Origin of the sequence: Ensifer sp. M14, from assembly GCF_003355565.1 — a bacterium.
In the GTDB taxonomy this organism is placed as follows: Bacteria; Pseudomonadota; Alphaproteobacteria; order Rhizobiales; family Rhizobiaceae; genus Ensifer.
The window spans coordinates 6,903-29,604 of the sequence record NZ_QJNR01000009.1; the positions used below are offsets into that span (position 1 = coordinate 6,903).

At 58.5% G+C, this 22,702-nt stretch carries 22 protein-coding genes and 4 pseudogenes; 13 read left to right on the forward strand and 13 right to left on the reverse strand.

Features of this window, described 5'->3' with window-relative positions:
* Window positions 1–728 precede the first annotated feature (728 nt).
* Window positions 729–1,532, forward strand: coding sequence for a L,D-transpeptidase (locus BLJAPNOD_RS26760; RefSeq protein WP_115422109.1), 804 nt, complete (start codon window positions 729–731; stop codon window positions 1,530–1,532).
* A gap of 99 nt (window positions 1,533–1,631) precedes the next feature.
* Here the strand turns inward: BLJAPNOD_RS26760 and BLJAPNOD_RS26765 are convergent.
* Window positions 1,632–2,456: pseudogene (locus BLJAPNOD_RS26765) on the reverse strand (LysR family transcriptional regulator); the annotation flags it as partial.
* A gap of 135 nt (window positions 2,457–2,591) precedes the next feature.
* Here BLJAPNOD_RS26765 and BLJAPNOD_RS26770 point away from each other — a divergent pair.
* The 3 genes from BLJAPNOD_RS26770 to BLJAPNOD_RS35470 all read left to right on the forward strand — a co-directional run bounded on the left by BLJAPNOD_RS26770 (window position 2,592) and on the right by BLJAPNOD_RS35470 (window position 4,261).
* Window positions 2,592–2,855 carry a helix-turn-helix transcriptional regulator gene (locus BLJAPNOD_RS26770; protein WP_115422110.1) on the forward strand — a complete coding sequence of 88 codons (264 nt, stop codon included), beginning with the start codon at window positions 2,592–2,594 and terminating at the stop codon, window positions 2,853–2,855.
* Between the two features lie 141 nt (window positions 2,856–2,996).
* Complete coding sequence (locus tag BLJAPNOD_RS26775; protein ID WP_115422111.1) at window positions 2,997–3,587, forward strand: SDR family oxidoreductase; 591 nt, start codon at window positions 2,997–2,999, stop codon at window positions 3,585–3,587.
* 311 nt (window positions 3,588–3,898) lie between these two features.
* Window positions 3,899–4,261, forward strand: coding sequence for a hypothetical protein (locus tag BLJAPNOD_RS35470; protein WP_206750053.1), 363 nt, complete (start codon window positions 3,899–3,901; stop codon window positions 4,259–4,261).
* A gap of 4 nt (window positions 4,262–4,265) precedes the next feature.
* Here the strand turns inward: BLJAPNOD_RS35470 and BLJAPNOD_RS26780 are convergent, their stop codons facing one another.
* The 4 genes from BLJAPNOD_RS26780 to BLJAPNOD_RS26795 all read right to left on the reverse strand — a co-directional run bounded on the left by BLJAPNOD_RS26780 (window position 4,266) and on the right by BLJAPNOD_RS26795 (window position 8,032).
* Complete coding sequence (locus tag BLJAPNOD_RS26780) at window positions 4,266–4,682, reverse strand: organic hydroperoxide resistance protein (protein ID WP_115422112.1); 417 nt, start codon at window positions 4,680–4,682, stop codon at window positions 4,266–4,268.
* Window positions 4,683–4,846: 164 nt separating this feature from the next.
* Window positions 4,847–6,166, reverse strand: coding sequence for a HAMP domain-containing sensor histidine kinase (locus BLJAPNOD_RS26785; protein ID WP_115422113.1), 1,320 nt, complete (start codon window positions 6,164–6,166; stop codon window positions 4,847–4,849).
* Window positions 6,163–6,903, reverse strand: a complete 741-nt coding sequence (locus tag BLJAPNOD_RS26790; RefSeq protein WP_077505906.1) for a response regulator — start codon at window positions 6,901–6,903, stop codon at window positions 6,163–6,165. Before BLJAPNOD_RS26790 ends, BLJAPNOD_RS26785 begins: the two co-directional genes overlap by 4 nt.
* An 88-nt stretch (window positions 6,904–6,991) precedes the next feature.
* On the reverse strand, window positions 6,992–8,032 hold the full coding sequence (locus tag BLJAPNOD_RS26795) for an alpha/beta hydrolase (protein WP_115422114.1): 1,041 nt from the start codon (window positions 8,030–8,032) through the stop codon (window positions 6,992–6,994).
* Window positions 8,033–8,355: 323 nt separating this feature from the next.
* Between BLJAPNOD_RS26795 and BLJAPNOD_RS26800 the strand changes: the two genes are divergently transcribed.
* Both BLJAPNOD_RS26800 and BLJAPNOD_RS26805 read left to right on the forward strand, forming a co-directional pair.
* Window positions 8,356–10,131 (forward strand): cytochrome c biogenesis protein DipZ, encoded by a 1,776-nt coding sequence (locus BLJAPNOD_RS26800; RefSeq protein ID WP_115422115.1) that lies wholly within the window; start codon window positions 8,356–8,358, stop codon window positions 10,129–10,131.
* A gap of 83 nt (window positions 10,132–10,214) precedes the next feature.
* Window positions 10,215–10,439: pseudogene (locus BLJAPNOD_RS26805) on the forward strand (substrate-binding domain-containing protein); the annotation flags it as partial.
* 447 nt (window positions 10,440–10,886) lie between these two features.
* Here BLJAPNOD_RS26805 and BLJAPNOD_RS26815 read toward each other — a convergent pair.
* Window positions 10,887–11,622 (reverse strand): annotated as a pseudogene (locus BLJAPNOD_RS26815) (LysR family substrate-binding domain-containing protein); the annotation flags it as partial.
* A 59-nt stretch (window positions 11,623–11,681) separates the two neighbouring features.
* Window positions 11,682–12,146: a BA14K family protein gene (locus tag BLJAPNOD_RS26820; protein ID WP_077505900.1), complete on the reverse strand. Its 465-nt coding sequence runs from the start codon at window positions 12,144–12,146 to the stop codon at window positions 11,682–11,684.
* Between the two features lie 361 nt (window positions 12,147–12,507).
* On the opposite strand from BLJAPNOD_RS26820, the gene BLJAPNOD_RS36195 reads away from it, so the two are divergent.
* The 5 genes from BLJAPNOD_RS36195 to BLJAPNOD_RS26850 all read left to right on the forward strand — a co-directional run bounded on the left by BLJAPNOD_RS36195 (window position 12,508) and on the right by BLJAPNOD_RS26850 (window position 14,944).
* On the forward strand, window positions 12,508–12,699 hold the full coding sequence (locus BLJAPNOD_RS36195; protein ID WP_115422117.1) for a hypothetical protein: 192 nt from the start codon (window positions 12,508–12,510) through the stop codon (window positions 12,697–12,699).
* Window positions 12,700–12,748: 49 nt separating this feature from the next.
* The gene (locus BLJAPNOD_RS26830) at window positions 12,749–12,994 is read left to right on the forward strand and encodes a hypothetical protein (protein ID WP_077505896.1); all 246 of its coding nucleotides are present in this window, start codon (window positions 12,749–12,751) and stop codon (window positions 12,992–12,994) included.
* Between the two features lie 15 nt (window positions 12,995–13,009).
* Window positions 13,010–13,255 carry a hypothetical protein gene (locus BLJAPNOD_RS26835; protein ID WP_077505894.1) on the forward strand — a complete coding sequence of 82 codons (246 nt, stop codon included), beginning with the start codon at window positions 13,010–13,012 and terminating at the stop codon, window positions 13,253–13,255.
* Between the two features lie 4 nt (window positions 13,256–13,259).
* Entirely contained in the window at window positions 13,260–13,526 is a 267-nt protein-coding gene (locus BLJAPNOD_RS26840; RefSeq protein ID WP_077505892.1) for a hypothetical protein, read from the forward strand.
* Window positions 13,527–14,554: 1,028 nt separating this feature from the next.
* On the forward strand, window positions 14,555–14,944 hold the full coding sequence (locus tag BLJAPNOD_RS26850; RefSeq protein ID WP_077505888.1) for a hypothetical protein: 390 nt from the start codon (window positions 14,555–14,557) through the stop codon (window positions 14,942–14,944).
* Between the two features lie 322 nt (window positions 14,945–15,266).
* Here the strand turns inward: BLJAPNOD_RS26850 and BLJAPNOD_RS26855 are convergent, their stop codons facing one another.
* Together BLJAPNOD_RS26855 and BLJAPNOD_RS26860 are read right to left on the reverse strand one after the other, a co-directional pair.
* Window positions 15,267–15,761, reverse strand: coding sequence for a ferritin-like domain-containing protein (locus BLJAPNOD_RS26855; RefSeq protein WP_077505886.1), 495 nt, complete (start codon window positions 15,759–15,761; stop codon window positions 15,267–15,269).
* A gap of 201 nt (window positions 15,762–15,962) precedes the next feature.
* Window positions 15,963–16,634 (reverse strand): hypothetical protein, encoded by a 672-nt coding sequence (locus BLJAPNOD_RS26860; RefSeq protein WP_115422118.1) that lies wholly within the window; start codon window positions 16,632–16,634, stop codon window positions 15,963–15,965.
* A 274-nt stretch (window positions 16,635–16,908) separates the two neighbouring features.
* On the opposite strand from BLJAPNOD_RS26860, the gene BLJAPNOD_RS26865 reads away from it, so the two are divergent.
* Both BLJAPNOD_RS26865 and BLJAPNOD_RS26870 read left to right on the forward strand, forming a co-directional pair.
* Window positions 16,909–18,303 (forward strand): sensor histidine kinase, encoded by a 1,395-nt coding sequence (locus BLJAPNOD_RS26865; protein WP_115422119.1) that lies wholly within the window; start codon window positions 16,909–16,911, stop codon window positions 18,301–18,303.
* A complete protein-coding gene (locus tag BLJAPNOD_RS26870) occupies window positions 18,300–18,956 on the forward strand; it encodes a response regulator transcription factor (protein WP_077505880.1) in 657 nt (218 codons plus the stop codon). The genes BLJAPNOD_RS26865 and BLJAPNOD_RS26870 overlap by 4 nt, the downstream gene beginning before the upstream one ends.
* Here the strand turns inward: BLJAPNOD_RS26870 and BLJAPNOD_RS35475 are convergent.
* From BLJAPNOD_RS35475 to BLJAPNOD_RS26880, 4 genes and pseudogenes are all read right to left on the reverse strand, one after another.
* Window positions 18,946–19,422 (reverse strand): hypothetical protein, encoded by a 477-nt coding sequence (locus BLJAPNOD_RS35475; RefSeq protein ID WP_158556183.1) that lies wholly within the window; start codon window positions 19,420–19,422, stop codon window positions 18,946–18,948. The two genes, BLJAPNOD_RS26870 and BLJAPNOD_RS35475, sit on opposite strands and share 11 nt — an antisense overlap.
* A 140-nt stretch (window positions 19,423–19,562) precedes the next feature.
* On the reverse strand, window positions 19,563–19,865 hold the full coding sequence (locus BLJAPNOD_RS35235) for a hypothetical protein (protein ID WP_139354127.1): 303 nt from the start codon (window positions 19,863–19,865) through the stop codon (window positions 19,563–19,565).
* 923 nt (window positions 19,866–20,788) lie between these two features.
* Window positions 20,789–21,452 (reverse strand): annotated as a pseudogene (locus BLJAPNOD_RS26875) (LysR family substrate-binding domain-containing protein); the annotation flags it as partial.
* Window positions 21,453–21,625: 173 nt separating this feature from the next.
* Window positions 21,626–22,636, reverse strand: coding sequence for an AraC family transcriptional regulator (locus BLJAPNOD_RS26880; protein ID WP_115422120.1), 1,011 nt, complete (start codon window positions 22,634–22,636; stop codon window positions 21,626–21,628).
* Window positions 22,637–22,702 lie beyond the last annotated feature (66 nt).

A 22,702-nucleotide genomic window follows, 5' to 3' on the forward strand; every position in this document is an offset into this window, starting at 1 on the left:
GATCCATTCGCCACCAATCAGGGCAGCCTGGCGAAACAGTGACGGGTCCTTAAAATGAGAAAGCATTCATCCTCCGATGGCTTAAGCGCTTCCGAAATTCACCCTCACCCAACTCCGCCTCGGCGGAGTAACTGATAGGTGCCACGGCAGCATTCAAGATTTCGGCAGCCTTGTTTCATCGAAAATTCCGAAAACTAAGTTCGGCATTGCTTGCGTGGTTTTCTGTACGGAAGGAGAATAGTGTCGAAGGGGAGATCAGGGGAGCCGCAACGCAGCGCTTTAGAACTCAATTGGATACCAATCAGCATTTGGGAGGATGCCAGAAAAATGCCGACGATCATACGCACACCTCGGAATGAAACTTCTCTTTTGCAACGGATCCTTGTTGCACTCGGCAAAGCCAACATTTGGTACACTTGCTACGCCTATCCGCACGACCGCTAGCGCGGGATGCTCTTAGGGATGCGCACGGACGGGTCGGCAATCTGATGTTCTCTTCAGAAGCTCGGATGGCAGCCGCCGACCGGCAATTGCCTTTGAGCGCTCTCACATGGGGCCTACTTCCGCTAAGTTTCCCTAAATCACCATCAGTGCACAAGCGGCATGTCGAACTCACCAAAGGGTGGGGCACGGTCGGTAATGGTTTCACGCCTTTTTAACCATGACTTGTGAAAATGCGGCCCATCCGGTGGGCATGATGCCGACCGTTGGTTTGGGGTAAAGAGCGCATGCGTAAGCCGCAAGATCAGACGCTGTCCTCCGGCGCGAAAATTCCGGAATCCGGCTACGTCGTCTCCCGCCGCGCCGTGCTTTCGGGCATCGGTGTCCTGACACTACTTGGCGCCTCCGGCTGCTCGCAGACGCTCGAACTCTCGGAGCTGGGGGCAATCGAGCCCTCGGGTGGCATGCCGCCTGGGGGCGTTGACCGCATGCCAACCGGTTCGATCCGCCCAATCCCACCGCTCAGCGTCGACAGCAACATCACCCACAGCGGCACGATGTATGCCTCGCTGATCGACAATGGCCTCGTGATCCCGGCAATTCCATTCCAGAAGATCAGGCCGGAATTCCGTCGTCAGATCGTTGTCGATCCGACCGGAGAGGCGCCGGGAACGATTGTGGTGCGGCTCAAAGAGAGACATCTCTATTGGGTGCAGGAAGGCAGCGAAGCGATCCGTTACGGCGTCGGCATCGGCAAGGCCGGCTTTGAATGGAACGGACGCGCGGAGATCCAGTACACCAAGCAATGGCCGACCTGGACGCCGCCCAAAGAGATGATCGCGCGCAGGCCGGAACTGGCGAAATGGACGGGCGGTCAGCCGGGTGGCCTCGACAACCCGCTCGGCGCCCGCGCGCACTATATCTTCAAGGACGGCCACGACACCGGCTATCGCGTGCACGGCTCACCCGAATGGTGGACGATCGGCACTCAGGCGTCTTCGGGTTGCGTGCGCATGATCAACCAGGACGTCATCGACCTCTACAACCGCGTCAAGGCGTCGCCGAACAAAGTCCCGATTGTGGTGGCGTGAAAGGCGCTCTGCGCCGAGTGAATAGTGAATCAAGAAGGGCCGCGACAGTCCTACCAAGAAATTCAGCTGCTCGATCCTGCCGCACCGGCCTGCCCTTTTTCGGCCGGCTGATCGCAGACGACGAGAGATTTTCGGGAGCTCGCCCCTCACCTTCCTGAGCTCGAAATTGCGGTTGGGCAGATCCAGCGTCCATTCCGGAGCAAAGCCGATGCCGAGACCGGCCGAGACCAACGACACCAGCGAGAATGTGTCGTCGCACGTATAGGCGATGCTCTTCGACAGATCATGCTCCTCGAACTTTTCCGCGAAGTAGCGTTCCATATAAGACAGGTTCTGGCGCGAGAAAGAGATGATCTTCTGACCTTTCAGGTCCTCGATGCCGATCTCGCTTCTGGCAAGCAATGTCCTGTTTTTCTCCACCGCCAGAAGATAGCGCTCATGCGCGATTGAGAAGAACCTGAGTGAGCCGGTGTTTTCGACCGGGCGGATGAAGCCGAGATTGATCTGGCCGTTCTCAAGCCCGCGGATGATGTCGTTGGTCGAGCCGCGGGATACATGCAGCTCGATATCGGGATACTTGCGGCCGATGCGCGCCAGGAACGCCGGCAGCACGCCAATGGTCGCCGGATAGACCGTTCCGATCCGGATCTTGCGCCTCGCCTTGCCGGCAACCGAACGCACCACCTCAGCCGACAGATGGACATCTCCCAGGATCCGCACACAGCGATCGTAGTAGATCTCCCCTGCCCCGGTCAGTTCGACCTTTCTCGTCGAGCGCTCCAGCAGGCGAACACCGAGCTCCTTTTCCAACGACTGGATCTGACAGCTCAAGGCCGGCTGGGCGATACACACCCGGATTGCCGCACGACCGAAATGCAGCTCTTCGGCAACCGCCACGAAATAGCTCGACTGGCGCAGTTCCATGTGCAATAGCCCCTTTTTGCGAGAAGGCTCACAAGAACCCGCCCAAACTGGTCAGCAGTTTCCGGTGCGTTTTAGTGTACAATCGGGGACCTACAGTCCGTCGATTGTCAAGCCGCCACTATCGCATGCTGCGCTATGGACATCAGGCAAACCATTGGATGGAACCTGCGCAGGCTTCGCGTCAGCAAGGGCCTCTCGCAGGAAAAGCTCGCGCTGGAGGCAAGCATCGACCGTTCTTATGTTGGGCGTATTGAGCGTGGCATGGAGAACGTGACCGTGTCTGCCTTGGAGGCTCTGGCGAACGTCCTTGAAGTAATCGTCGCAGAGCTATTTGCTGAGGTCGGCACGAATTCGTCACGCCCGCCGCCCTTGCGGTCGGGCCGCAAACCGAAAAAATAATAGTCGATGGTGGGTCGATACGGGCGGTGTGCCAAGTGTTCCGCTCGATGCATTATGCGATCTTGATCTCCCCGTGGGTACATTCTAATTTGAAGTACGACATGCCAATGATTTCAATGGTTTCCCCTTGGAGATTTTGGCATGTCCCGACGCTATTCGCAGCTGAATCTGGCCGATCGACGCCGCCTCTTCCACTTTGTCGAACGCAAGCTGCCGATCAAAGAAATGGCGCGCGAACTCGGTCGTCATCGATCGACGATCTATCGTGAGATCCGGCGCAACACCTTCCACGATCGCGAGCTGCCCGACGATAGCGGCTACTTCCCAACGGTGGCTGACGATAATGTTCGCGGCGTATTTCTCGCCATCCAGGCAGCAGCGCTGAACATGAAGGATGGTGGCCGAATCGCAACGATCGGCAGCAACACCGCGGTGCGGACAGGTTCTTCCGGCGGGAGCGTCTATGCGATGACGAAAGCTGCGGTCGCCGCGATGGTCAAGGGCGCGGCCCTGGACCTCGCGCCGCGGAGCATCACGGTGAACAACATTCAGCCCGGACCAACGGAAACGGACATGACGGCCAGCATGGTGGCTGGACTGGTAAATGTCATCCCTCTCAAGCGTGTTGGTCAGCCCGACGAAATCGCGGCTCTTGCCTCCTATTTGATGAGCGAAAAGGCAGGGTACATGACGGGTTCGAGCCTCACGATAGATGGCGGGTTCGTACTTTAAATTGGCAACTCATTTACAACCCGCACCGCTGTCGCATTTGCGGGCGGGTTGCTCGACGTGAGTGACGATCGCGATACTGTCGAGGAAGGCGTCATCGTGACTGACAACCAGAAGCACACCATCACAGGCCCTCAGAAAGGCTTTCACCGTCTCCCAACGCGTTTGGAAAATTCGACAAGGACGGAGACGGAAAGCTCAACTCTGATGAATTCAAGGCCTTCAACGAGATCCTCAAGCCGGGCGTCGCCACCGACGAGCAAGGACAGCCAACCGTCGACTACAGCGAACGTATGGGCCACGATGACGCCGGATTGATCGGTCAGGATGAAATGAACACGACGGGCGTGTTGGTACCGGCCGACCTTTGCGATCCCAGCCTGAAATCGATGCTGGATTACCTTCTTCTCATGGCCGATCCGTTGGCGATCGAAGCTGCTACTTTGCTCAAGGACGAAGCGACAAGTCCTGATGAAAAGAGGGAGCCACTGTTTCGCAGCCGCCCCCTCTCGGATCTTCCGACTTACCTACCCTACAAGACCAAGTGCTGTGGCCAGGGCGGCCATGGGGGATGGTTCCGGCGAGAACACGTCATGGACGCACGGCGCAGCAAAAACGGCGAGCGCCAGCATGCCAATGATCAAGCGTTTCATAGAACACTCCGTGAGATTGCGTAACGGTTCAAACGAGCGTCAGCGCGACGGCGATATTGCCCCGTGTCGCCTTGGAGTAGGGGCAGGTCTGGTGGGCTTCGTCAATCAGCGCCCGTGCAAGGTCGACATCCAACCCCGGAAGGCTGACATTCAGCCTGGCCTGCAACAGATAGGCGCCGTCCGTAATGCCGAGGTCGACCTCGGCATCTACTGCCGTGTTCGCGGGCAGTGACAGCTTGCGTTTGCCCGCAGCCTTGCCCAGGGCACCGATGAAGCAGGCGGACCAGCCGGCGGCAAAAAGCTGCTCAGGATTGGTGCCCGACTTTCCGCTGCCCGGCGGCGAAAGCTTGACGGCAAGCTGCGCATCGTCACTATGCGCCGCACCATCACGCCCGCCAGTCGTATGTGTCTTTCCGGTGTAGAGAACCTTCTCAATCTTCGTCATAGTTTACTCCTCTATCTGCCGCGTTCAGCGACGTTGTTGACGGGAGCGTTTTGCCAGCCCTACGTATCCGGCGTGTTTTAGAAAAGGTCGTAATTGTATCGGAGAGTAGCACCGGCAGGCCCGACTGCCTTTTCATTCAAACTCCCCGCAAGACCTAGCATTCGTCAGGGCAGAGATATCTCTGCCGCAAGCCCGCCACCGGGGCGATTGTAGATCCGCACTTCTCCACCGACTGAGACGGCAAGCTGCTGTGCGATGGCCAGCCCAAGCCCCGTGCCTCCTGTATCCCGATTGCGGGAGGTCTCGATCCTGTAGAAAGGTTGCATGGCAGCCTCCAGCTTGTCGTCGGGAATGCCCGGTCCATGGTCCGTGACCGTGATGACGATCTTTCCCGCGCCTGATCGTTCCACGCCGATCTCGGCCGCACCGGCAAACTTGAGTGCGTTGTCGATGAAATTGGTCAGGATACGCCGCAATGCGTGCGGTTTGGTCAGGGCAGTCCCTTGAACGATGCCGGTTACCGAAACCGCCTTTCCGGTGTCCTGATAATCGTAGGCGATGCTGTCGATGAAGGATGCAAGATCGATGCGCGCGTTTTTTTCGCCATTGCCGTGCGAACTGCGCGCATAGGCAATTCCGTCCTGCACAAGCCGCTCGATTTCGCGCAGGTCGCTGATCAGCTTGTCCTTTTCGGCACTATCGTCCGCCATGTCGGCGCGAAGCCGCATGCGCGTGATCGGCGTCTGCAGATCATGCGAGATTGCCGCGAGAATCTGCACACGTTCTTCCAGGTAATGGGCGATACGATCACGCATGGCGTTGAAGGCGCGCGCCGCATGAACAACCTCGCTCGGTCCCCCCTCGTTCAAGGGAGAACCTTTTTTGCCGGGATCGAGCGCCTCTGCAGCGGCTGCGAGAGCGCCCAGCGGACGAATTACGAGGCGCACCGCAAACCAAGTGCAGAGGATGAGCAGAACCATCTGTGCCGCGAAGACATAAGGCAGCCATTCGGCCAAGGGCATCACCCCGCGCGGGGTCACATCGATCGTCAACAGCGAACCGTCCGACAGCGTTAGATGCCCTTGCAGACGCATGTGGTCGCCCGGAATGGCTTCGACGCGGATCGGAAACCTGTTGCCAGCCGCCTGGTCTATCCGGTCCGCGATCTCGGCACCACGACCCGACAGATCCGGCACACCGGGAAGCCCAGGCCCCAGAACAAGACGGTAGCTGCCGCGGCTCAGGCGATCCAGCCAATCGGGCCGCTCGTTGGCGGGAAGACGGTCGAGAACAGCGATCGACGTTGCCAGATCGCTTTCCAACGTTCCGAGCATGACGGCCTTGGCCGACATGTAACGCTCGGCAAAAAGAATGCTGAAGGACAGGCCATAGGCAACCGCCAGTCCGGCAAAAAGGATCAGGAACAATCGCGAGCGCAATGTCGTTGGCCACCAGTCGAATCGGGACCTGCTGCCCATACTCATGTCCTGGGCACCGAGATTTCGACCGGCACAGAGAACACATAGCCTTCGGCCCGCACTGTCTTGATATAGGTCGGCTCGCGCGCATCATCGCCAAGCCGCTGGCGCAGGCGGCTGACCAGAAGGTCGATCGAGCGGTCGAACAGTTCGGCATCGCGGCCCTGTGTGAGGTTCAGGATCTGGTCGCGATTGAGCACGCGTTGCGGATGATCGATGAACACTCGCAACAGCCGGTATTCGGCGCCACTCAAAGCTATTTCCGTTCCGTCCCGGTCAAGAAGATGCCGACCGACCGTGTCGAGCCGCCAGTCGCCAAACGTCAACAATTGCCCGGCCTCGCTGATCTGCAGGTTCGGCGGCAGCATACGCGTGCGCCGTAGCACCGCCTTGATGCGGGCCAAAAGCTCGCGCGCCGCAAACGGCTTCGGCAGATAATCATCGGCACCCATTTCGAGCCCGATGATCCGGTCCATCTCATCGTCGCGCGCCGTCAACATGATGACCGGCGTCGACTTGTGTTTACCGGCGCGCAGTTCGCGGCACAGCACCAGCCCGTCATCCCCCGGCATCATCACGTCGAGCACGATCAGGTCGACCGTGCTTGTTTCCAGGAAACTACGCATCTGACGGCCGTCGGCAGCAACCGTCGTCCGAAGACCGTTCTTCTTAAGATAGCTCGATACGAGCTCGCGAATTTCGCGGTCGTCATCAACAATCAGAATGTGGTCGACATGCTCCATCTCTGGCCCTTCAAACATTCGCACTCACGCGACATTAGTTCCGTGTGGGCTGCCGCGAGTAAAGCGGTTTCTCGCGGCCCCCCTCCCATCAGAACTTCGCCACATCGATGATAGCCTGAGCGAATGCCTCTGGCGCTTCCTGCGGCAGATTATGCCCGATACGCGCTACGTCTCTGTGCTCATATCTCCCCGAGAACTTCTTTGCATAGGCCGATGGCTGCGGATGGGGCGCACCATTGGCATCGCCTTCCATGGTGATCGTCGGAATAGTAATCACCGGCCCAATCGCAAGCTGCTTCTCTAAGGCATCGTATGCCGCTTCCCCTTCGGCGAGGCCAAGCCGCCAGCGATAATTATGGATGGTGATATCCACGTGGTCCGGATTATCGAGGGCGGCGGCCGATCGGTTGAAAGTCGCGTCGTCGAACGTCCAGGTGGGCGATGCCGTCCGCCAGATGAGCTTTGCAAACTCGTGCGTGTTGGCGGCATAGCCGAGCCGTCCCCGCTCGGTGGCGAAGTAGAACTGGTACCACCAGGAGAGTTCCGCGGCCGGCAGAAGCGGCTTGCGGTTGGCCGCCTGGCTGCCGATGAGATAACCGCTGACGGAAACCATTGCCTGGCAGCGGTCCGGCCAGAGAGCCGCCATGATGTTGACGGTGCGCGCGCCCCAGTCATACCCGCCCAGGATCGCCTTTTCGACGCCGAGTGCATCCATGAAGGCGATCATGTCGGCAGCCAGCGCCGCTTGCTGGCCGTTTCGTGGGGTCTCGTCTGAAACGAAACGCGTCGTGCCGTAGCCACGCAGATAGGGAATGAGCACGTGGTATCCTTCATCAGCCAGGATCGGCGCGACATCAACATAGCTATGGATGTCATACGGCCAGCCGTGAACGAGCAGGACAACGGGACCATCCGCTGGTCCGGCTTCTGCATATCCGATATCGAGGACACCTGCCTTGATTTGCTTGAGCGCTGCAAACGCCGTATGACCTCCTGCCTTGGCGACGGCCAGGGACGCCGCGGGTGCCTTGGCATTGGCGATTGCACCCATGCCGAATTCGGCGGCGGCCACGGTCATTGCGGCGATACCGAAGAAGCGGCGGCGCTGGGGATTGAATTCAGGGGGCATCGTTCTCTCCATCTCATTTGGTTCTGATCGGAAGAAAGCCGCCTCCACGTATCCCGCATGTGTCCCGTCAAGCCCGGAATTGAATGCGGAAGTAGCCTCCGGCGGCTTCGATACAGTCTGATACAATCAACCAGCACCTGCCGAGGCGGCTTGCCAGCGATTTGTATCACTGTGTCGTGCATAGGCATGGTCCTACACTGCGGTACATTTCAGATGGAAGCCGGACACATCCTGGATACGTCGCTCCGACCAGATTGGCCCTGTTGCTGGTCGTGCCCCCTTCGCCGTCCAGAACCCGACCAACCGGTTTCAAGGAAACGACGATGACACTTCTCATCATTGCCTATCTCGGAGGGGCGCTGACAATCCTCAGCCCGTGCATCCTTCCAATACTCCCCTTCGTCTTTGCCCGCGCGGGACAGCCTTTTCTGCGGAGCACGCTGCCCATGCTGATTGGCATGAGCGTGACTTTTGCAATGGTTGCGACGCTTGCAGCAGTCGGCGGAAACTGGGCGATAGACGCCAATGAATACGGGCGTCTCGCCGCAATCCTGTTGCTCGCCGTCTTCGCGGTCAGCCTATTGTCTCCACGCGTTGCGAGCATCATCACCCAGCCTGTCGTCGAATTCGGCAATAGGCTGTTGAACGCGTCAGGAAAGTCCGGGTCAGTTCCGACTGCGGCGAGTTCCTTTATCCTCGGCATTGCAACGGGGCTTCTTTGGGCGCCCTGCGCCGGGCCGATCCTCGGTCTTGTGCTGACGGGCGCGGCGTTAAATGGCGCCAACCTTCAAACGACATTTTTGCTCGTCGCCTATGCTGCTGGGGCCGCGACATCGCTTGCCGTCGCTCTCCTCATCGGCGGCAAGTTGTTTGCCGGCATGAAGCGGTCGCTCGGCGTCAGCGAGCGTATTCGCCAAGGGCTGGGTGCCGCGGTTCTGGGTGGTGTTGCCGTCATTGCTCTTGGCCTCGACACCGGCCTTCTGGCGCGGCTTTCCTATGCGAGCACAGCCGTCTTCGAACAGACTGTGATTGACCAGTTGCACGACAAGGCTGCAAACGACGCTTCATCCGAGGTTGCCAGCAAGGACACTATTTCTGCTGTCAGTGCTACAGCACAGCCGTTCCGCAGCAATTTGCCTTTCGAGGGCGGAGCGCCGTCGTTGACTGGCGCAGTAGAATGGCTGAACGCGTCGCCACTGACGACGGAACAGCTTAGCGGCAAGGTCGTCCTCATCGACTTCTGGACTTATTCCTGCATCAACTGCATCAGCACCGTGCCCTACGTCCGCGCCTGGGCCGAAAAATACAAGGATCAGGGCCTCGTCGTGATCGGCGTGCATGCCCCGGAATTCGCCTTCGAGAAGAAGATCGACAATGTCAGAAAGGCGATCGAAGACTTCAAGATCGACTATCCGGTTGCGATCGACAATGACTACAAGATCTGGCGCGCGTTTGAAAACAGCTACTGGCCGGCACACTACCTGATCGATGCAAAGGGCCAGATCCGCTACCATCACTTCGGTGAGGGCAACTATCGCCAGACCGAGCAGGCAATCCAGGACCTGCTGCGCGAAGCCGGCAACGAGATGGCGACAACAACACCTGTGACGCCTGATGCCAAAGGTGCCGAGGCGAGCCCCGACCTTAAGAACATCCGCTCCGGCGAGAGCTATATTGGCTACAAGCGCGCCGTGGGCTTCGTCTCTCCGGAAGGCCTGGTTGCCGACGCCGCCAACGCATATTCCGTCGAGCAACCGGGCCTGAATGAATGGGGCCTCTCCGGAACATGGTCGATTGCCGCTGAACACGCCGTGCTGAACCAGCCGGATGGCAGCATCGTCTATCGCTTCAGCGCGCGCGACCTGCATCTGGTGCTCGGCCCCGGCGCCACCGGCAAACCCATTCGCTTCCAGGTAACGATCGACGGCAAAGCGCCTGGGTCGGATCATGGTGCGGATACCAATGCTGACGGCCACGGCACGATAACCTCCACCAGGCTCTACCAACTCGTCCGCCAGTCCGGCGAGGTGGAAGAGCGGACATTTGAAGTCCGTTTCCTTGATCCGGGCGTCGAAGCCTACGCTTTCACGTTCGGCTGAAACTCATCATTCCCACCAAAACCACCCACAAGCGACAGGAGTGAACTCGTGAACCGTCACTACATCTCGCCCCTCGCACTCGCCTCACCATTCCAAACGACCTGTCGCTGGTGTCGTTTCACGACGCGGACTGGACGTCCGTCACGACACCGCCCGTCACGGTCGTGCGCCAGCCCGTCTACGGCCTTGGCGAAGCGGCGGCCAAGCTATTGGTCGAGCGGCTTAACGGAAACAGCGCGGAGGCGACGCGCGTCGTCTTGAAGACGGAAGTCGTCGAGCGCACCTCCGTGGCCGCCGCGCCCGCTTAGACATTCGGCGCCATCAGAACTGGACGGTCGCGCGCCATCGGTGGCCCTGGAATATCCCGTGCCGTAGCCCACCGGAAGCTCTGCAAGCGCCTTACCCTAGAACTTCGCCAGAAACGCAGCCGACAGCTCGGACGCCGACTGCGTCATGGCGCCAGGCACTCGTCACAAATGCCACAACCGTCGGCGTCCATCCACGAGGCCGACCGTTTCTTCTGACAACAGAGGCATATCATCGCGTTTCCCAAGTCACCTTCCTCGTGCTCTGGCGGGATGACTTCGATTTCGGGAACGGAAAAGACATTCGTTGAGAGCTGATCCATCTCGAGGCTCCATGTCGAGGATGGCATAAGAGATAGGAAGCTTCCAGCCGGGCGCAAGTAGTGGCGTGCAAGCCCGAATTCGCCCCAAGAGCGTCACTTGGTCGATAGCGTATGAATAGACCGCTCCTCACCATCCCGCCCTGACCAACGACCTCGCGATATCGATGATGTCATCTCGAACAGCAGTTGGATCGTCCTTCGACCAGGCAACTCCAAGCCCGATCCGGAAGTCGACTCCCCTCACCTTCCGGAGCTCGAAATTGCGGTTGGGAAGATCCAGCGTCCATTCCGGCGCAAAGCCGATGCCAAGACCGGCCGACACCAGGGACACCAGCGAGAAGGTGTCGTCGCAGGTGTACGCGACGCTCTTTGCAAGATCGTGCTCCTCGAACTTCTCTGCGAAGTAGCGTTCGGTAAAGGACAGGTTCTGGCTCGAGAACGAGATGATCTTCTCGCCCTGCAAGTCCTCGATGCCGATCTCGCTTCGGGCAAGCAGCGCGCTCTTCTTTTCCACTGCCAGCAGATAGCGCTCATGCGCGATCGAGAAGAACCGGAGTGAGCCGATGTTTTCGACCGGGCGGATGAAGCCGAGATTGATCTGGCCGTTCTCCAGCCCCCGGATGAGGTCGTTGGTCGAACCACTCATGATATGCAGCTCGATGTCGGGATATTTGCGGCCGATGCGGGCCAGGAACGCCGGCAGCAGATTGATCGTTGCCGGATAGACGGTTCCGATCTTGATCTTGCGCCTGGCCTTGCCGGCAACCGAGCGGCACCACCTCGGCTGACAGATCGACATCGGCCAGGAGCCTCACGCAGCGATCGTAGTAGATCTCTCCTGCCCTGGTCAGTTCGACCTTTCTCGGCGCGAAACCGCCCACGCGTAATGAGCCGGACGACCTCGCGCCTCTCACCCCCGCGGTCAATAGTACGGCGAGACGCATGCTTGTCGAGGGCCGTGATATGGCTGGAACGAGTTGTCGTAGGCCCTATAGGAGCGGTATCGCGAGTAACACCAGCGCGTGTGTGTGCCGCCGCCGTAGTAGACTTGACGGGAATAGCGTGGCGCGTAATAGCGCGGCCGATAGTAGGTCCGGCCGTAGTAGTCAGGTTCGTAGTAGCTCGGGCCATAGTATCGGGGTTGCGCCAACAGTCCGCCGATAACTGCGCCAGCGGCAAGCCCCCCTAGTGCCCAGGCCCAATCATCGCCACCGTTGTGATGACCATGATAGTAGCCCCCTCGATAACCGCCATATCGGCGATACTGAACCAGTTGAGATTGCGGCGCTTCAATCCTCGGCGCAGAAATTGCCGGAAACGCCACCGCCGGCGGAGCGCCTGTCAGCGCAGTCGCAAGCGACAGAGCAACGATTGCAAACCTTTTCATTGGCTTCACCTTCCGTCTGCAGCGCCGCACGTCGATTTCGGAGTGCACGGAACACCACAGCCCTTTCAATCACCGCATAATTCTACTCCAAAACCGATACGGAGTTGCGAAATTATGCATCGGCAGAAACCATCCATCTCACTTCACCGCCGCTTGCCTTGAAATGCTTCACCAGCGTAAAGCCTACCCATGGGCATCGCTTTGCGGACGCGTTTGCGCGCAACTTGGCCGGTTTGGTTTGCCCTGCGGGATGTCGAATACGGTCGCGGCGAACTGCCGTTGCGGGCGGCCGTCGGATCATAGGCGACGGAATTTCCGCAACCCTGCTGGAACAGTCGAGCAGCTCCAGCGTTGCTCATTCATGGAAACCCACCACCGCGCGACGCAACTATCCTCGCCAAACTGCGAGATCTACAGCCTCGACGAATTCGCGATGGTTTATGACCTGAGCGGCAAGCGTGCTCTGCAGCTCTATAAGAGGTTCGGGCCAATGCGATCGAAACTCGACACGCTGATGCTGGCTATTCGCCGATCAAGAAACTCGAAGCCATGAGAGAGGATGCCCCGCGTTGCATTCTAGGCAACTTCAAAGGAGTAACGGAATGCCTGTCGAGCAAGACTTTGATGTCGAGGACTTCTCCGACCGTCTCAAAGCAATGAGCAACGACGAACTGTTTGCGATCATGCAAAGGCTTGAATTGGAGAGCGCGGACATTCCCTCCGAAAAACGCGACGCGAGTGATGTCTTCGCGAAAATCGCCCTGGTAGAGACGGCCATCGAGGGTCGGTTCCCCGGCCAGCTACTGGCACCCTACAAGGATTGGCAACAGCATGGATCTGATCTCTGAACAGGTGCCCGGACAATGGCCGAAAGATCTGAACGTAACGGAGGACTGTTTCAAAAGCTCGATGCTCTTCTTGTTGAGATCATCGACCAGTTCGCAAGCCAAGGACATGGAACTGCGTTCGTTATTGCAACCATGCAGGATGTTCTGGCAAAGCGGCAGGAGGCCTGCGAGCGTGATCCCGATCCGGCGGAAGATGATGTTGACGAGCCGGTAAACGACTGGCCGGGTGCCGACAGACGTAGCGCTGCTACAAAGGAATAGCGACATGCTCCCTACCACAAAACATCCCAACGCAGTCGACACCGCAAAAAGGCTGACACGCGGTCAGCAGGACGCGCTGAGAGCAATCGCCTTTTTCCGGCGGCAGAGAAAATTGGGTACCGGTTGGCTGGTTGGTGACAAACGCCTGTCAGAAAAAGTCGTCGGGCGACTGGAGCAGCTGGATCTCGTCGAAGAGAGCTTCGTGCGTGGCGAGCCGTTGCTGCAACTGACGATCGTTGGACAAGCGATCGAGGCGCGGCTGTTGCAATAGTGTTCTCGCTTGCGATTGCTGCCAACCGAATGAAAGGCGGCCGCCATGCAGAGCTTGTTTCACTCGGAGATGAGAATGGTTGTAGCTCCAACACGCGCATGAGATGAAGCCTGGCAGCGACATAGCTTGTCCTGCAGGAACATCCTCGTGATCGGAGCGATGATGGCGGCGATGTAGGTTGAAGCAACCAATAGCTCGGCTCCTTCAAAGCGCCCATTTGCGGCTCAAGTCTCATCGGTCCAGTCGTGAAATGGCGCGCAGACTCTGCCTCTGAAGTCAGTACAGCATCCGAGTTCGGCGTTGCGCTCAGCCGAGGCGCGGGCAACCAGGCCGATTGGCAAATGCCACGGTCACGAACCGCCCACGTCGCTCACCGTCAACAACGATTTGTCGGCGCGTTACCGCCTGGATTTCCGGATCTCGTACCCCAAGTCGCGATGCGCGACGAAGCGCCTGCCGTTCGCTACAACCCGGCCGCTCATACTCCTCATCGTAGTATCGGCGGTCTCCGTCTCGATCGCGGAACTGCATGTCGGGGCGCCCATCCGGACCGATATAGAGATCCAATGATTGCGCCGATGACGTCGATGAAATGGCAGAAAGGGCGCCGACTGCTACCAGGCCTGCGGCCAAAATGTTGTGAAGGGACTTTCGCATGTCCGCCTCCTCAGTAAAGTTCAAGTGACCATTGAGAACTGAACGATGAAGGAACGGTAAGGTTCCCGATATCTGTGGTGCTTCGTTCCCGGTCGCAAAGACTGAGAACGCAAATCTCGTCGACCGCGTGAGCCGTCGCTCCGGTCAACGCCTGTCTTCCGCCTTTTCTCGCGCTGAATCCTGAGGAAGGAAGAGATCCTGCTTGTCGGTTAAACGCGATCACCCGCCTCGCGAGCTATCGCTAGATCAGGCAAATCCGCCTGCAACACCCTTCCACTTCCAGCTCTATATGTCGGTCGACCTGAACAACAAAGACGCCATCACTTGACGCATCCGGACGCTGCAATACCTTCCGTGAGGGGGGAACAGACATGTTTGATGAACCAGTTGATCAAAGTGACATCGAGGAGGTCATTGAGCCTGGCACCCGCTGGCTCGTGCCACAAAGCGTCGCGATCGAGATCCTTCATCCTTCGTTGCTTATAACGCTCGAGCAACGAGGCGATACGAGTGATTTTCAGGGCTTTATCACGCGGATCTACGACATGCCGCAGGATATTGCGAATGGCTTCTTTCACATTGCCGTCAATCCGTCGACATCTGAGGCCGTGGGGCTGCACACCGTCAGTCTCGTATTGGGCCAGAAGTACCGCGAAGAAATCGAGCTTGCGATCGGACCAATCTGGGTCGATGCTGGCGGAGAAGACGAGGCGGCGACGGGACTGTACGCAATTCTGAAAGATGTCGGACGCCTCGCCTGAACCCCGTCATGAAATACGGGCGGTCCCGCGGAGATCGCAGCACGCGCACATGTTGTGTCCGGATCGCAGGGCTGGTCCCGCTGATTGCGGCAGTCATTTGACTGTTCACTTGCCAGCTTTGTGGTGTCTACCGCCTGTGTTGCGTCGTCGCGCATCTCGGAAGATACACAGCCACCACTGGCGGACTGTCGAGGCAGAGGCCGTTGGCGAGCGCTTGAACGCAAAAAGCCTGCTCCTGCGCAAGCCCGCGCTCTAAAAACGCTGACCTGAGCAAGGAGCAGATGATAAGTGGAAAAGGCCGCACAGTGCCGTCCTTGTATTGCTATGCGGCTTTGGAGCGCGCCGAGGTCTTGTTAATCGACGTGACGGCCAAGTTGGTGAGCTTGTTGTTGGTCGCCTTCTCCTGGTCGAGAATCTCGCTCAGAAGTTTGTGCGCCTCATCATGGCCGAGGTCCTTGGCCCATTCACGAAGCGAACCATAGCGGGCGATTTCATAGTGTTCGACAGCTTGGCAAGCAGCCAGAAGACCGGCGTCAAGTGCCGTCCCTTCAGCCTCTTTCATCAAGCCGTCGGCCTCCTTAATCAGACCTTCGATGGCATCGCATTTTTCGCCGGATGCCTTCTTGCCGATTGACTTGAAGACCTGCTCCAACTTCTTGATCTGCTCCTTCGTTTCCGAAAGGTGCTCTTCGGCTGCCTTCTTCAGTTCGGCACTGTTTGCGGCCCTGGCGACCTTCGGAAGCGCCTTGGTGATGGCGTTCTCGGCAAAATAAACGTCCTGCAGCGTGTGTTCGAAAATATCAGCCAGCGATTTCATGAATGTTCTCCCTTGATTGTATGAATGGGAGAAAGCGTCACACGGCGAAATCGTTCCAGTTCACCTGTCGAAAATACGGAGCGCCAGGGCGACAGGCGGACCGGAGCTATGCCAGCGAGAACGCAGAACCCCAGTTGTCGACCACGACAACTGGGGCTTCACGAAAATCGGCTTGGTCTACCTGGTTGGTCAACCGGCTTGCTAATCCACGGTCGGGGGAGGAAGCGTGTCGCGGATCTGGTCTATCTTGCCAACCTCGGGTCCAACTCCAAGAATATCCTTGGCTTCGTCAAGCACCTCATCGGTAACGATGCCATCCTTCGTGAAGCTGGCCAGCGCATCGCGCAAGGCCTCGTCGCTGAGAGCCGGGTCACTTGGGATTGCGTCGACGCCGTTCTCCGCTTCGAACTCAGCGTAGGCCATCGCGTAGGCAGAAACCGCAGCCATCCGCGGATCGTTCGAGTTGATATAGGCGTGATAATTGCGGTTCAGCGAGCGTAACCCCGGAGTGCCGACGCCGGCACCGACCGGTTCCGCCTTGGCCAGCTTGTCCGCTTTGGCAGGTTTTCTTGTTGTCTCGGGTGATTTGTCGCGTGTGAAGAACGACTTCAACGTCGACTTGTCGCTGGCTTTGTTGGACCGGGAGTCCTTGTTTGCGCGCGCGGCTTCCGATTTCCCATGGCTGGAACCTGAGCCTCCGCCGTGGCTTCCGCCATTTCCGTTGCCGCTTCCACCACCTCCACCGCCACCGGAATTGCCATGGCCGTCTTTGGCAAGGGCAGTGCCCGCCACGCCGACCATCCCGCCTATCGGGAGAGTTACGACCAAACTCAGCGCCACGACGCCACGAGCGATTGCCTTGTTGAAAACCATAAGAAACTCCTCCTAGAATCGCCGCGGCACGGAAGTTGCCTAAGACCGGGCTTGCAGAGGGGGAAACTTACCTGCGCCAAAAGTGAACGGCTATTCCCCCCGGACCATTGCTGCAGCCAATAGGACCTTGGTCCTGTCGGGCAGACGGCCAATGGTCCGATACGGATCGAGAGCCGATCCAAAGCATTGACCGGCCTGCCCAAGCGGTTAGGCTGTCGTGGGTTTGTTGTACTCAGCGACGCTGGCGACCCAGCGGTCAGTCCCGGGAAAACTCTTGCGCGCCAACCAACTCATCAAAAATTGGAACGCCCGATCGCTGGCGAGTCAGTTCCTGCTGATAGGTGGCCTCGTTGCAATCTCTGCGATGGTGCTGGTCGGTGCGTTCGTTTCACGCCTTATCGAGGAGGCGGTCACGCGGAACTCAGCGGCAACGACGGCTCTCTATGTGGACAGTGTGATCGCACCTTTGTTGCCCGATATGCAACGGACGCAGGTGCTTGACGGTACAGTCGCGCGCGCACTCGACGAAACGCTTGGCCAAGGAGCACTGGGGGACCGCCTTTTGTCCTTCCGGCTGTGGCGGGCAGACGGAACGATCCTCTATTCCAGCGACGTGGCTCAAGTTGGCAAAAGGCTTGAACTTAGCGATGAGCTTCGAACAGCGTTTTCGGGCAGCATGGTGGCGCTGTTCGATCAATCAGGGGAGCAGCCAAACAAACGCCCTGCCGACATGCCAGTCCTTGAGATCTACAATCCGGTACTGCAACCGTGGTCGGGAGAGGTTGTCGCCGTTTCGGAATTTCATGAAGTCTCCTACGACTTTCAACACAGCCTGAACCAAGCGCGCTTCCATACCTGGCTGGCGGTCGCAGCGTTTACCCTCGCGTTTTTCGTGGTCCTCTCTGCGATCGTGCTGCGAGGCAGCCGGACGATCGAAAGCCAGCGCCACGCACTCAAGGAGCGGATCGCGGAGCTGTCGACGCTGCTTGCGCAGAACGAGGGGCTACGCGCGCGATTGCAGCGCGCCTCGCAACGCACAACCGCGCTCAACGAAAGCCATCTGCGCCGCATCGGGGCTGATCTGCACGACGGGCCGGCACAGTTGCTGGCTTTTGCTTCCTTGCGGCTCGACAGCGGCGCTTTTACCAACCCGAAATCAGCACGCGCCGCACGCGAACGCGTCATCGGCGAAATCAAGGAAAGTCTCGATGAAGCGATGCGAGAGATCCGGACGATCTGCAGCGGCCTCGTCCTGCCGCAGATAGAGACGGCGACCCTGCCCGAGATCTTGAAGCGAGTAGTACACGCTCATCAACAGCGAACCGGGACGACGGTGGAACTGTCGATTGCCGCACCACCAGTTGATACGTCTTTATCGGCAAAGATCTGCATCTACCGCTTCGTGCAGGAAGCTCTCAACAACGCCTATCGCCACGCCGGCGGCGTCGGCCAACGTGTCTCGCAATGGGTGACGGGTGACTACGTAACGATCGAAGTCGGGGACAATGGGCCCGGCTTCGACCCGGATCGCGTAAAGCCCACCGGCCTTGGTCTTGAGGGATTGAGAGAACGCATCGAGAGTCTGGGCGGAACCTTCGAGGTCGAAGCTGCTGCCTCCGGCACCGTTGTTCGCATGACAATCAGCAGTGAGGAGACAAAAGCGGCATGACGACAGCGATACGCGTAGCCGTGGTCGATGACCATCCCTTGTTTCGAGAGGGCGTGACAAGAAGTCTGCTGGAGATCGGTGGCTTCGAGATCGTTGCCGAGGGGAGTTCCAGGGACGAAGCCCTGCTTATTGCCGAGAACCTGCGTCCCGACGTCTTGCTCCTGGACATCTCGATGCCCGGGGGCGGTTTGAACGCAATCCTCCCGATCCTCGAATTGTCGCCATCACAGAGAATTATCATGCTGACCGTTTCCGAGACCAGCGACGATGTCACCGCGGCCCTTGACCGAGGCGCGCTCGGATATGTCCTTAAAGGGGTCGGCGGTCGAGCGCTGGCGGAAGTCATTCGCAGCGTCGCCGCTGGCGAAAGCTATGTCACTCCCGCACTCTCGGCCAAACTCCTTTCCAACCGGGCACGCGCGACAACAAACCTGACGGCCCTGGTCGCTAGCCTGACCCCGCGTGAAAACGAAGTGCTGCAGTTGGTCGCCGCAGGCATGAGCAACAAGCACGTCGCCCGGAAGCTCGACCTTCAGGAAAAAACAGTAAAGCACCATATGACGCAGATCATGGCCAAACTCGGCGTCACAAACCGGACTGAGGCCGCCATGCTACTACGCGACGCGGCCGATTGGCGTCCTATCACTGAGTGAGAGACTGAATTCGTTTCATGTCGGCCAGCGTCGCCCTTCGATTGATGATCATGCGCCCACGTGCATCCTTCATGATGTAGCGGCCGTCACTGATCTCCTCGCTCATGCCATCGGCATGACGCACACCGATCCTGGCAGTACCGCGGCCGAGAGCAGCTCCTCCATTCCCGGCGCCCGTCGAACTGCCACGAGCATTGCCCCCGCTCGATTTTTCATTTCCGGATCTGCCCCCTCCGTTACCTCCGCCATTTCCTCCGCTATTGCCTCCACCGTTTCCACCACCGTTGCCCCCACCGTTGCCGTTGCCACCGCCGTTGCCGTTGTTGTCCCCGCTCTTGGCGAAGGCCTCCTGGGGAACAAGCTGAAGAAGCGAACCAGCGGGCTCGAGCTTATAAGGAAAAGCAAGCGTAGACAGACAAACAACCGTCGAACAGGCTGCGGCAAGAAACTTCCGACGCGTAGGCATGGCATTTCCTCAGATCAGAATTTCACCCGGCCTTCGACAGGTTGTCGTGATTGCGCGATCTCCGCCACCTGACCAATGCCCGAATATGCCCGTCCCGAATACCCGCCTCGATAAACCACGGCAATGAAGGGAGGAAGCTTTCAAGGCTCCCCCGACCAATGCAAGCCAGCAGGCACTTGCTGCGATCCATCCGTGCTTCCAGTTCGCTCCTTCACGTCGGGGGCTGACATCAACCGCTCTTCAATAAGGTGGCAAAGGATCTCAAACTCGCGGATCGCTTCTTGCCGCGGAGGTTTTTCCGCATACAGTCTGTGCAGTTCCATCACTGCCACGCTGTAGGCTTGCCATACGTCGAGAAAGGACTCCAGATCATGGGTCCTGCTTGCTGGCGCTTGTCGAACCGGCAAACAAAGAAATTGGCGCAGTGATTTCTTGATCGACATGTTCGTGACACCAGCCCAACAGTGTAATCAACGTGCGCAACACGCGGATTGTTGTCAAAGCGGACTGAAGTCGGATGAGAGGTAAGACCAAAGTCCGCCAGCGCGGCACGTCCGACATTTTCGCTATATAGGTTGCGCGTCGACTCCGGTGTGTCGGGACGGCGTCATCGCCTGGGTCCCTAGCCTTTGCGCGCCGAGACCACCTGCAGATGTAAACGCACGACCCTAACGTGGCCTCTATACTTAAAAAAACGAGCCCAACTCTCTGTTGGGCTTCGAGGGCAATACTGCCTCAATCGCCGCTCAACGTTCAACAGATTGGCAAATTGTTGGCAAAACCTTCTTTGATTGCAGTTAATCACGGCTCAAGCAGAATTCACGAAGTTCGATAGAGCTATTCGGCAGGAAACTACGGGATTTCCCAGCGGGAGATTGGTTGAGTGCGACTCGAACGCCGCATCCTTTTTCGGCGTTCATGGCGCTCTAGAAAAAGCGCGCGCTTTGCCGGATAGGAACTTGGGAATGGGGCAAAGAGGTGAAACAGAACTCCGAGATCGGAGGAGCCAGACCTGACGAATTCCCTGCCATTCGAGGCTCGTGCAATGGCTTCATCGAATGGTGCCAGTCGCGCTATGGCGAAAATGCATTAGGTCTTGCGTACAGCTGCCGATTTCGGCCGGTGACCCGCAAAAAACCACCGCAACTCCGCTCAGCGGTAAGCCTGCCCAGGTTGGCGCGTGGAAAATGATTGGCCGCAATCGTCAGAATGCTCACGAGGCGCTCGACGTTCTCAACACGCTGCACGAGACTCCAAGCTACTTCTGAACAACGGTGACCGGTTGAGTAGATCGCGCGCTGGTGCCTGGAAGCCGCTCCGCTTGATCGAGGATCGCACCAGAAGCGACCTCTCGACACGTTGCCCCTCACCTGCCCGCCCTGACCAACGACCGGGCGATATCGATGATGTCGTCGCGGGCTGCCGTCGGATCGTCCTTGGACCAAGCAACCCTGAGCCCGATCCTGAAGTCGACGCCCCTTGCACCTTCCTGAGCTCGAAATTGCGGTTGGGCAGATCCAGCGTCCATTCCGGCGCAAAGCCGATGCCGAGACCAACGACACCAGCGAGAATGTGTCGTCGCACGTTTAGGCGATGCTCTTCGACAGATCATGCTCCTCGAACTTTTCCGCGAAGTAGCGTTCCATATAAGACAGGTTCTGGCGCGAGAAAGAGATGATCTTCTGACCTTTCAGGTCCTCGATGCCGATCTCGCTTCTGGCAAGCAATGTCCTGTTTTTCTCCACCGCCAGAAGATAGCGCTCATGCGCGATTGAGAAGAACCTGAGTGAGCCGGTGTTTTCGACCGGGCGGATGAAGCCGAGATTGATCTGGCCGTTCTCAAGCCCGCGGATGATGTCGTTGGTCGAGCCGCGGGATACATGCAGCTCGATATCGGGATACTTGCGGCCGATGCGCGCCAGGAACGCCGGCAGCACGCCAATGGTCGCCGGATAGACCGTTCCGATCCGGATCTTCCTCACCGGCTGGAATCCACGTGCTGGCGCTCGTGCCATCGGGCTGCTCAAATTTCTTCTGGTTCTTCCGTGGTGCCATATTCTCGCTCATTGGATTGAATTGCTGACCGCGGAGCGGAACCTGTTACGGCAAATACGAATGGGCCAAGTACCGATGAAGCAAGACTGACCAAGAACTTCTCACCTTGGTAGCCGTTCGCGCTGCCGAATGGTCAACGGGCGGACCTTTAACGTGATTCATTCAAGCGAAACTCCCGCGGCCCGTTGCCGGTTGCTTTTCGGAATGCTCTGGCGAAATTGGCTGGAGACGAGTATCCCAACTCTGCCGACACGCGCGTGATCGAGCCGTTCGTGTGCCGCAGAAGTTCTGTGGCTCGCTGAACCCTTGCCGCGCTCGCCAACCCGCGAAAATCGGTGCCAACCCTATTCAGCTCGCGTTGCAGCGTCCGGACACTCGTATCCAACGATCGCGCTGCACTATCGATCGAAACGCTGCCGGTGAAAACTTGGACGCGGACCTGTTCCATGATGACCTTGAGCAGATCCCGTGGAGCGCCGCCTCGCCGGTCGCGTGCCACATCCTCGATGGTGACAATTGGCCATGACGCATGCCTTGGAGCAGCGGAAAGATGGTGCCGATCCATGACGATGCTTATCGCGGGCGCATTGAAGAGAACGGAACACTGGAAGACGTCTTCAAAAAGGCCCGTCTGGGGCGGTCGGTCGATGTCAAGTTCGACGCGCAACGGTCGCCAGTCAGCGGACAGATAAGCCTTGAAGAGGCTGAGCAGGACACCTGCTGCGGCACAGGCAATACCGGCATATCCAGCATGGCCGGCCAAAGCGAACACATAGCTGTACCGTACCTCGTCGCCAACCACTGCGACTGACATCCTATCACCCGTGCTGTGATAACGAAGCCCGGAGATGCTGCGCTCGATGGCCTGCCCCAAGGTGTCGGCGCTAAATACGTAGTGTCCGAAGCTGCCGTAGTTGGCGATGTTCATCATCGGCGTAATCAGAATTCCAAAGTTGGCCTCGCCGGCGATGCGTGCAGCCGCTTCGACGAAGCCGATTACCGCCGCGTGCGGGATGAAGCAGTTCTCTCCTTCGGTCAGTTCGAGATCGAAGCCGATGGCACGATTGGCCTGCAGCAGCGCCCTTTGCCCCATTTCACGCCGTATGAAGGCCGGCATGCCCGACAGGATGCGATTGGAGATGACCGGGATCTCAGCCATGGGTGCAACACTCCAGAAATAGTACATCTGTGGCGCAAATTGAGTGGTTTCGAATTGCGAATACTG

What these genes read in the sequence shown, in the direction of transcription:
- BLJAPNOD_RS26830 (WP_077505896.1), top strand. Translation starts at nt 12,749, where the DNA reads ATGCCTGTCGAGCAAGACTTTGATGTCGAGGACTTCTCCGACCGTCTC.
- BLJAPNOD_RS26795 (WP_115422114.1), bottom strand. Translation starts at nt 8,032, where the DNA reads ATGCCCCCTGAATTCAATCCCCAGCGCCGCCGCTTCTTCGGTATCGCC.
- BLJAPNOD_RS36195 (WP_115422117.1), top strand. Translation starts at nt 12,508, where the DNA reads ATGGAAACCCACCACCGCGCGACGCAACTATCCTCGCCAAACTGCGAG.
- BLJAPNOD_RS26820 (WP_077505900.1), bottom strand. Translation starts at nt 12,146, where the DNA reads ATGAAAAGGTTTGCAATCGTTGCTCTGTCGCTTGCGACTGCGCTGACA.
- BLJAPNOD_RS26785 (WP_115422113.1), bottom strand. Translation starts at nt 6,166, where the DNA reads ATGAGTATGGGCAGCAGGTCCCGATTCGACTGGTGGCCAACGACATTG.
- BLJAPNOD_RS26780 (WP_115422112.1), bottom strand. Translation starts at nt 4,682, where the DNA reads ATGACGAAGATTGAGAAGGTTCTCTACACCGGAAAGACACATACGACT.
- BLJAPNOD_RS26760 (WP_115422109.1), top strand. Translation starts at nt 729, where the DNA reads ATGCGTAAGCCGCAAGATCAGACGCTGTCCTCCGGCGCGAAAATTCCG.
- BLJAPNOD_RS26870 (WP_077505880.1), top strand. Translation starts at nt 18,300, where the DNA reads ATGACGACAGCGATACGCGTAGCCGTGGTCGATGACCATCCCTTGTTT.
- BLJAPNOD_RS26880 (WP_115422120.1), bottom strand. Translation starts at nt 22,636, where the DNA reads ATGGCTGAGATCCCGGTCATCTCCAATCGCATCCTGTCGGGCATGCCG.
- BLJAPNOD_RS35235 (WP_139354127.1), bottom strand. Translation starts at nt 19,865, where the DNA reads ATGTCGATCAAGAAATCACTGCGCCAATTTCTTTGTTTGCCGGTTCGA.
- BLJAPNOD_RS35475 (WP_158556183.1), bottom strand. Translation starts at nt 19,422, where the DNA reads ATGCCTACGCGTCGGAAGTTTCTTGCCGCAGCCTGTTCGACGGTTGTT.
- BLJAPNOD_RS26855 (WP_077505886.1), bottom strand. Translation starts at nt 15,761, where the DNA reads ATGAAATCGCTGGCTGATATTTTCGAACACACGCTGCAGGACGTTTAT.
- BLJAPNOD_RS26800 (WP_115422115.1), top strand. Translation starts at nt 8,356, where the DNA reads ATGACACTTCTCATCATTGCCTATCTCGGAGGGGCGCTGACAATCCTC.
- BLJAPNOD_RS26775 (WP_115422111.1), top strand. Translation starts at nt 2,997, where the DNA reads ATGTCCCGACGCTATTCGCAGCTGAATCTGGCCGATCGACGCCGCCTC.
- BLJAPNOD_RS26860 (WP_115422118.1), bottom strand. Translation starts at nt 16,634, where the DNA reads ATGGTTTTCAACAAGGCAATCGCTCGTGGCGTCGTGGCGCTGAGTTTG.
- BLJAPNOD_RS26850 (WP_077505888.1), top strand. Translation starts at nt 14,555, where the DNA reads ATGTTTGATGAACCAGTTGATCAAAGTGACATCGAGGAGGTCATTGAG.
- BLJAPNOD_RS26790 (WP_077505906.1), bottom strand. Translation starts at nt 6,903, where the DNA reads ATGGAGCATGTCGACCACATTCTGATTGTTGATGACGACCGCGAAATT.
- BLJAPNOD_RS26770 (WP_115422110.1), top strand. Translation starts at nt 2,592, where the DNA reads ATGGACATCAGGCAAACCATTGGATGGAACCTGCGCAGGCTTCGCGTC.
- BLJAPNOD_RS26840 (WP_077505892.1), top strand. Translation starts at nt 13,260, where the DNA reads ATGCTCCCTACCACAAAACATCCCAACGCAGTCGACACCGCAAAAAGG.
- BLJAPNOD_RS26835 (WP_077505894.1), top strand. Translation starts at nt 13,010, where the DNA reads ATGGCCGAAAGATCTGAACGTAACGGAGGACTGTTTCAAAAGCTCGAT.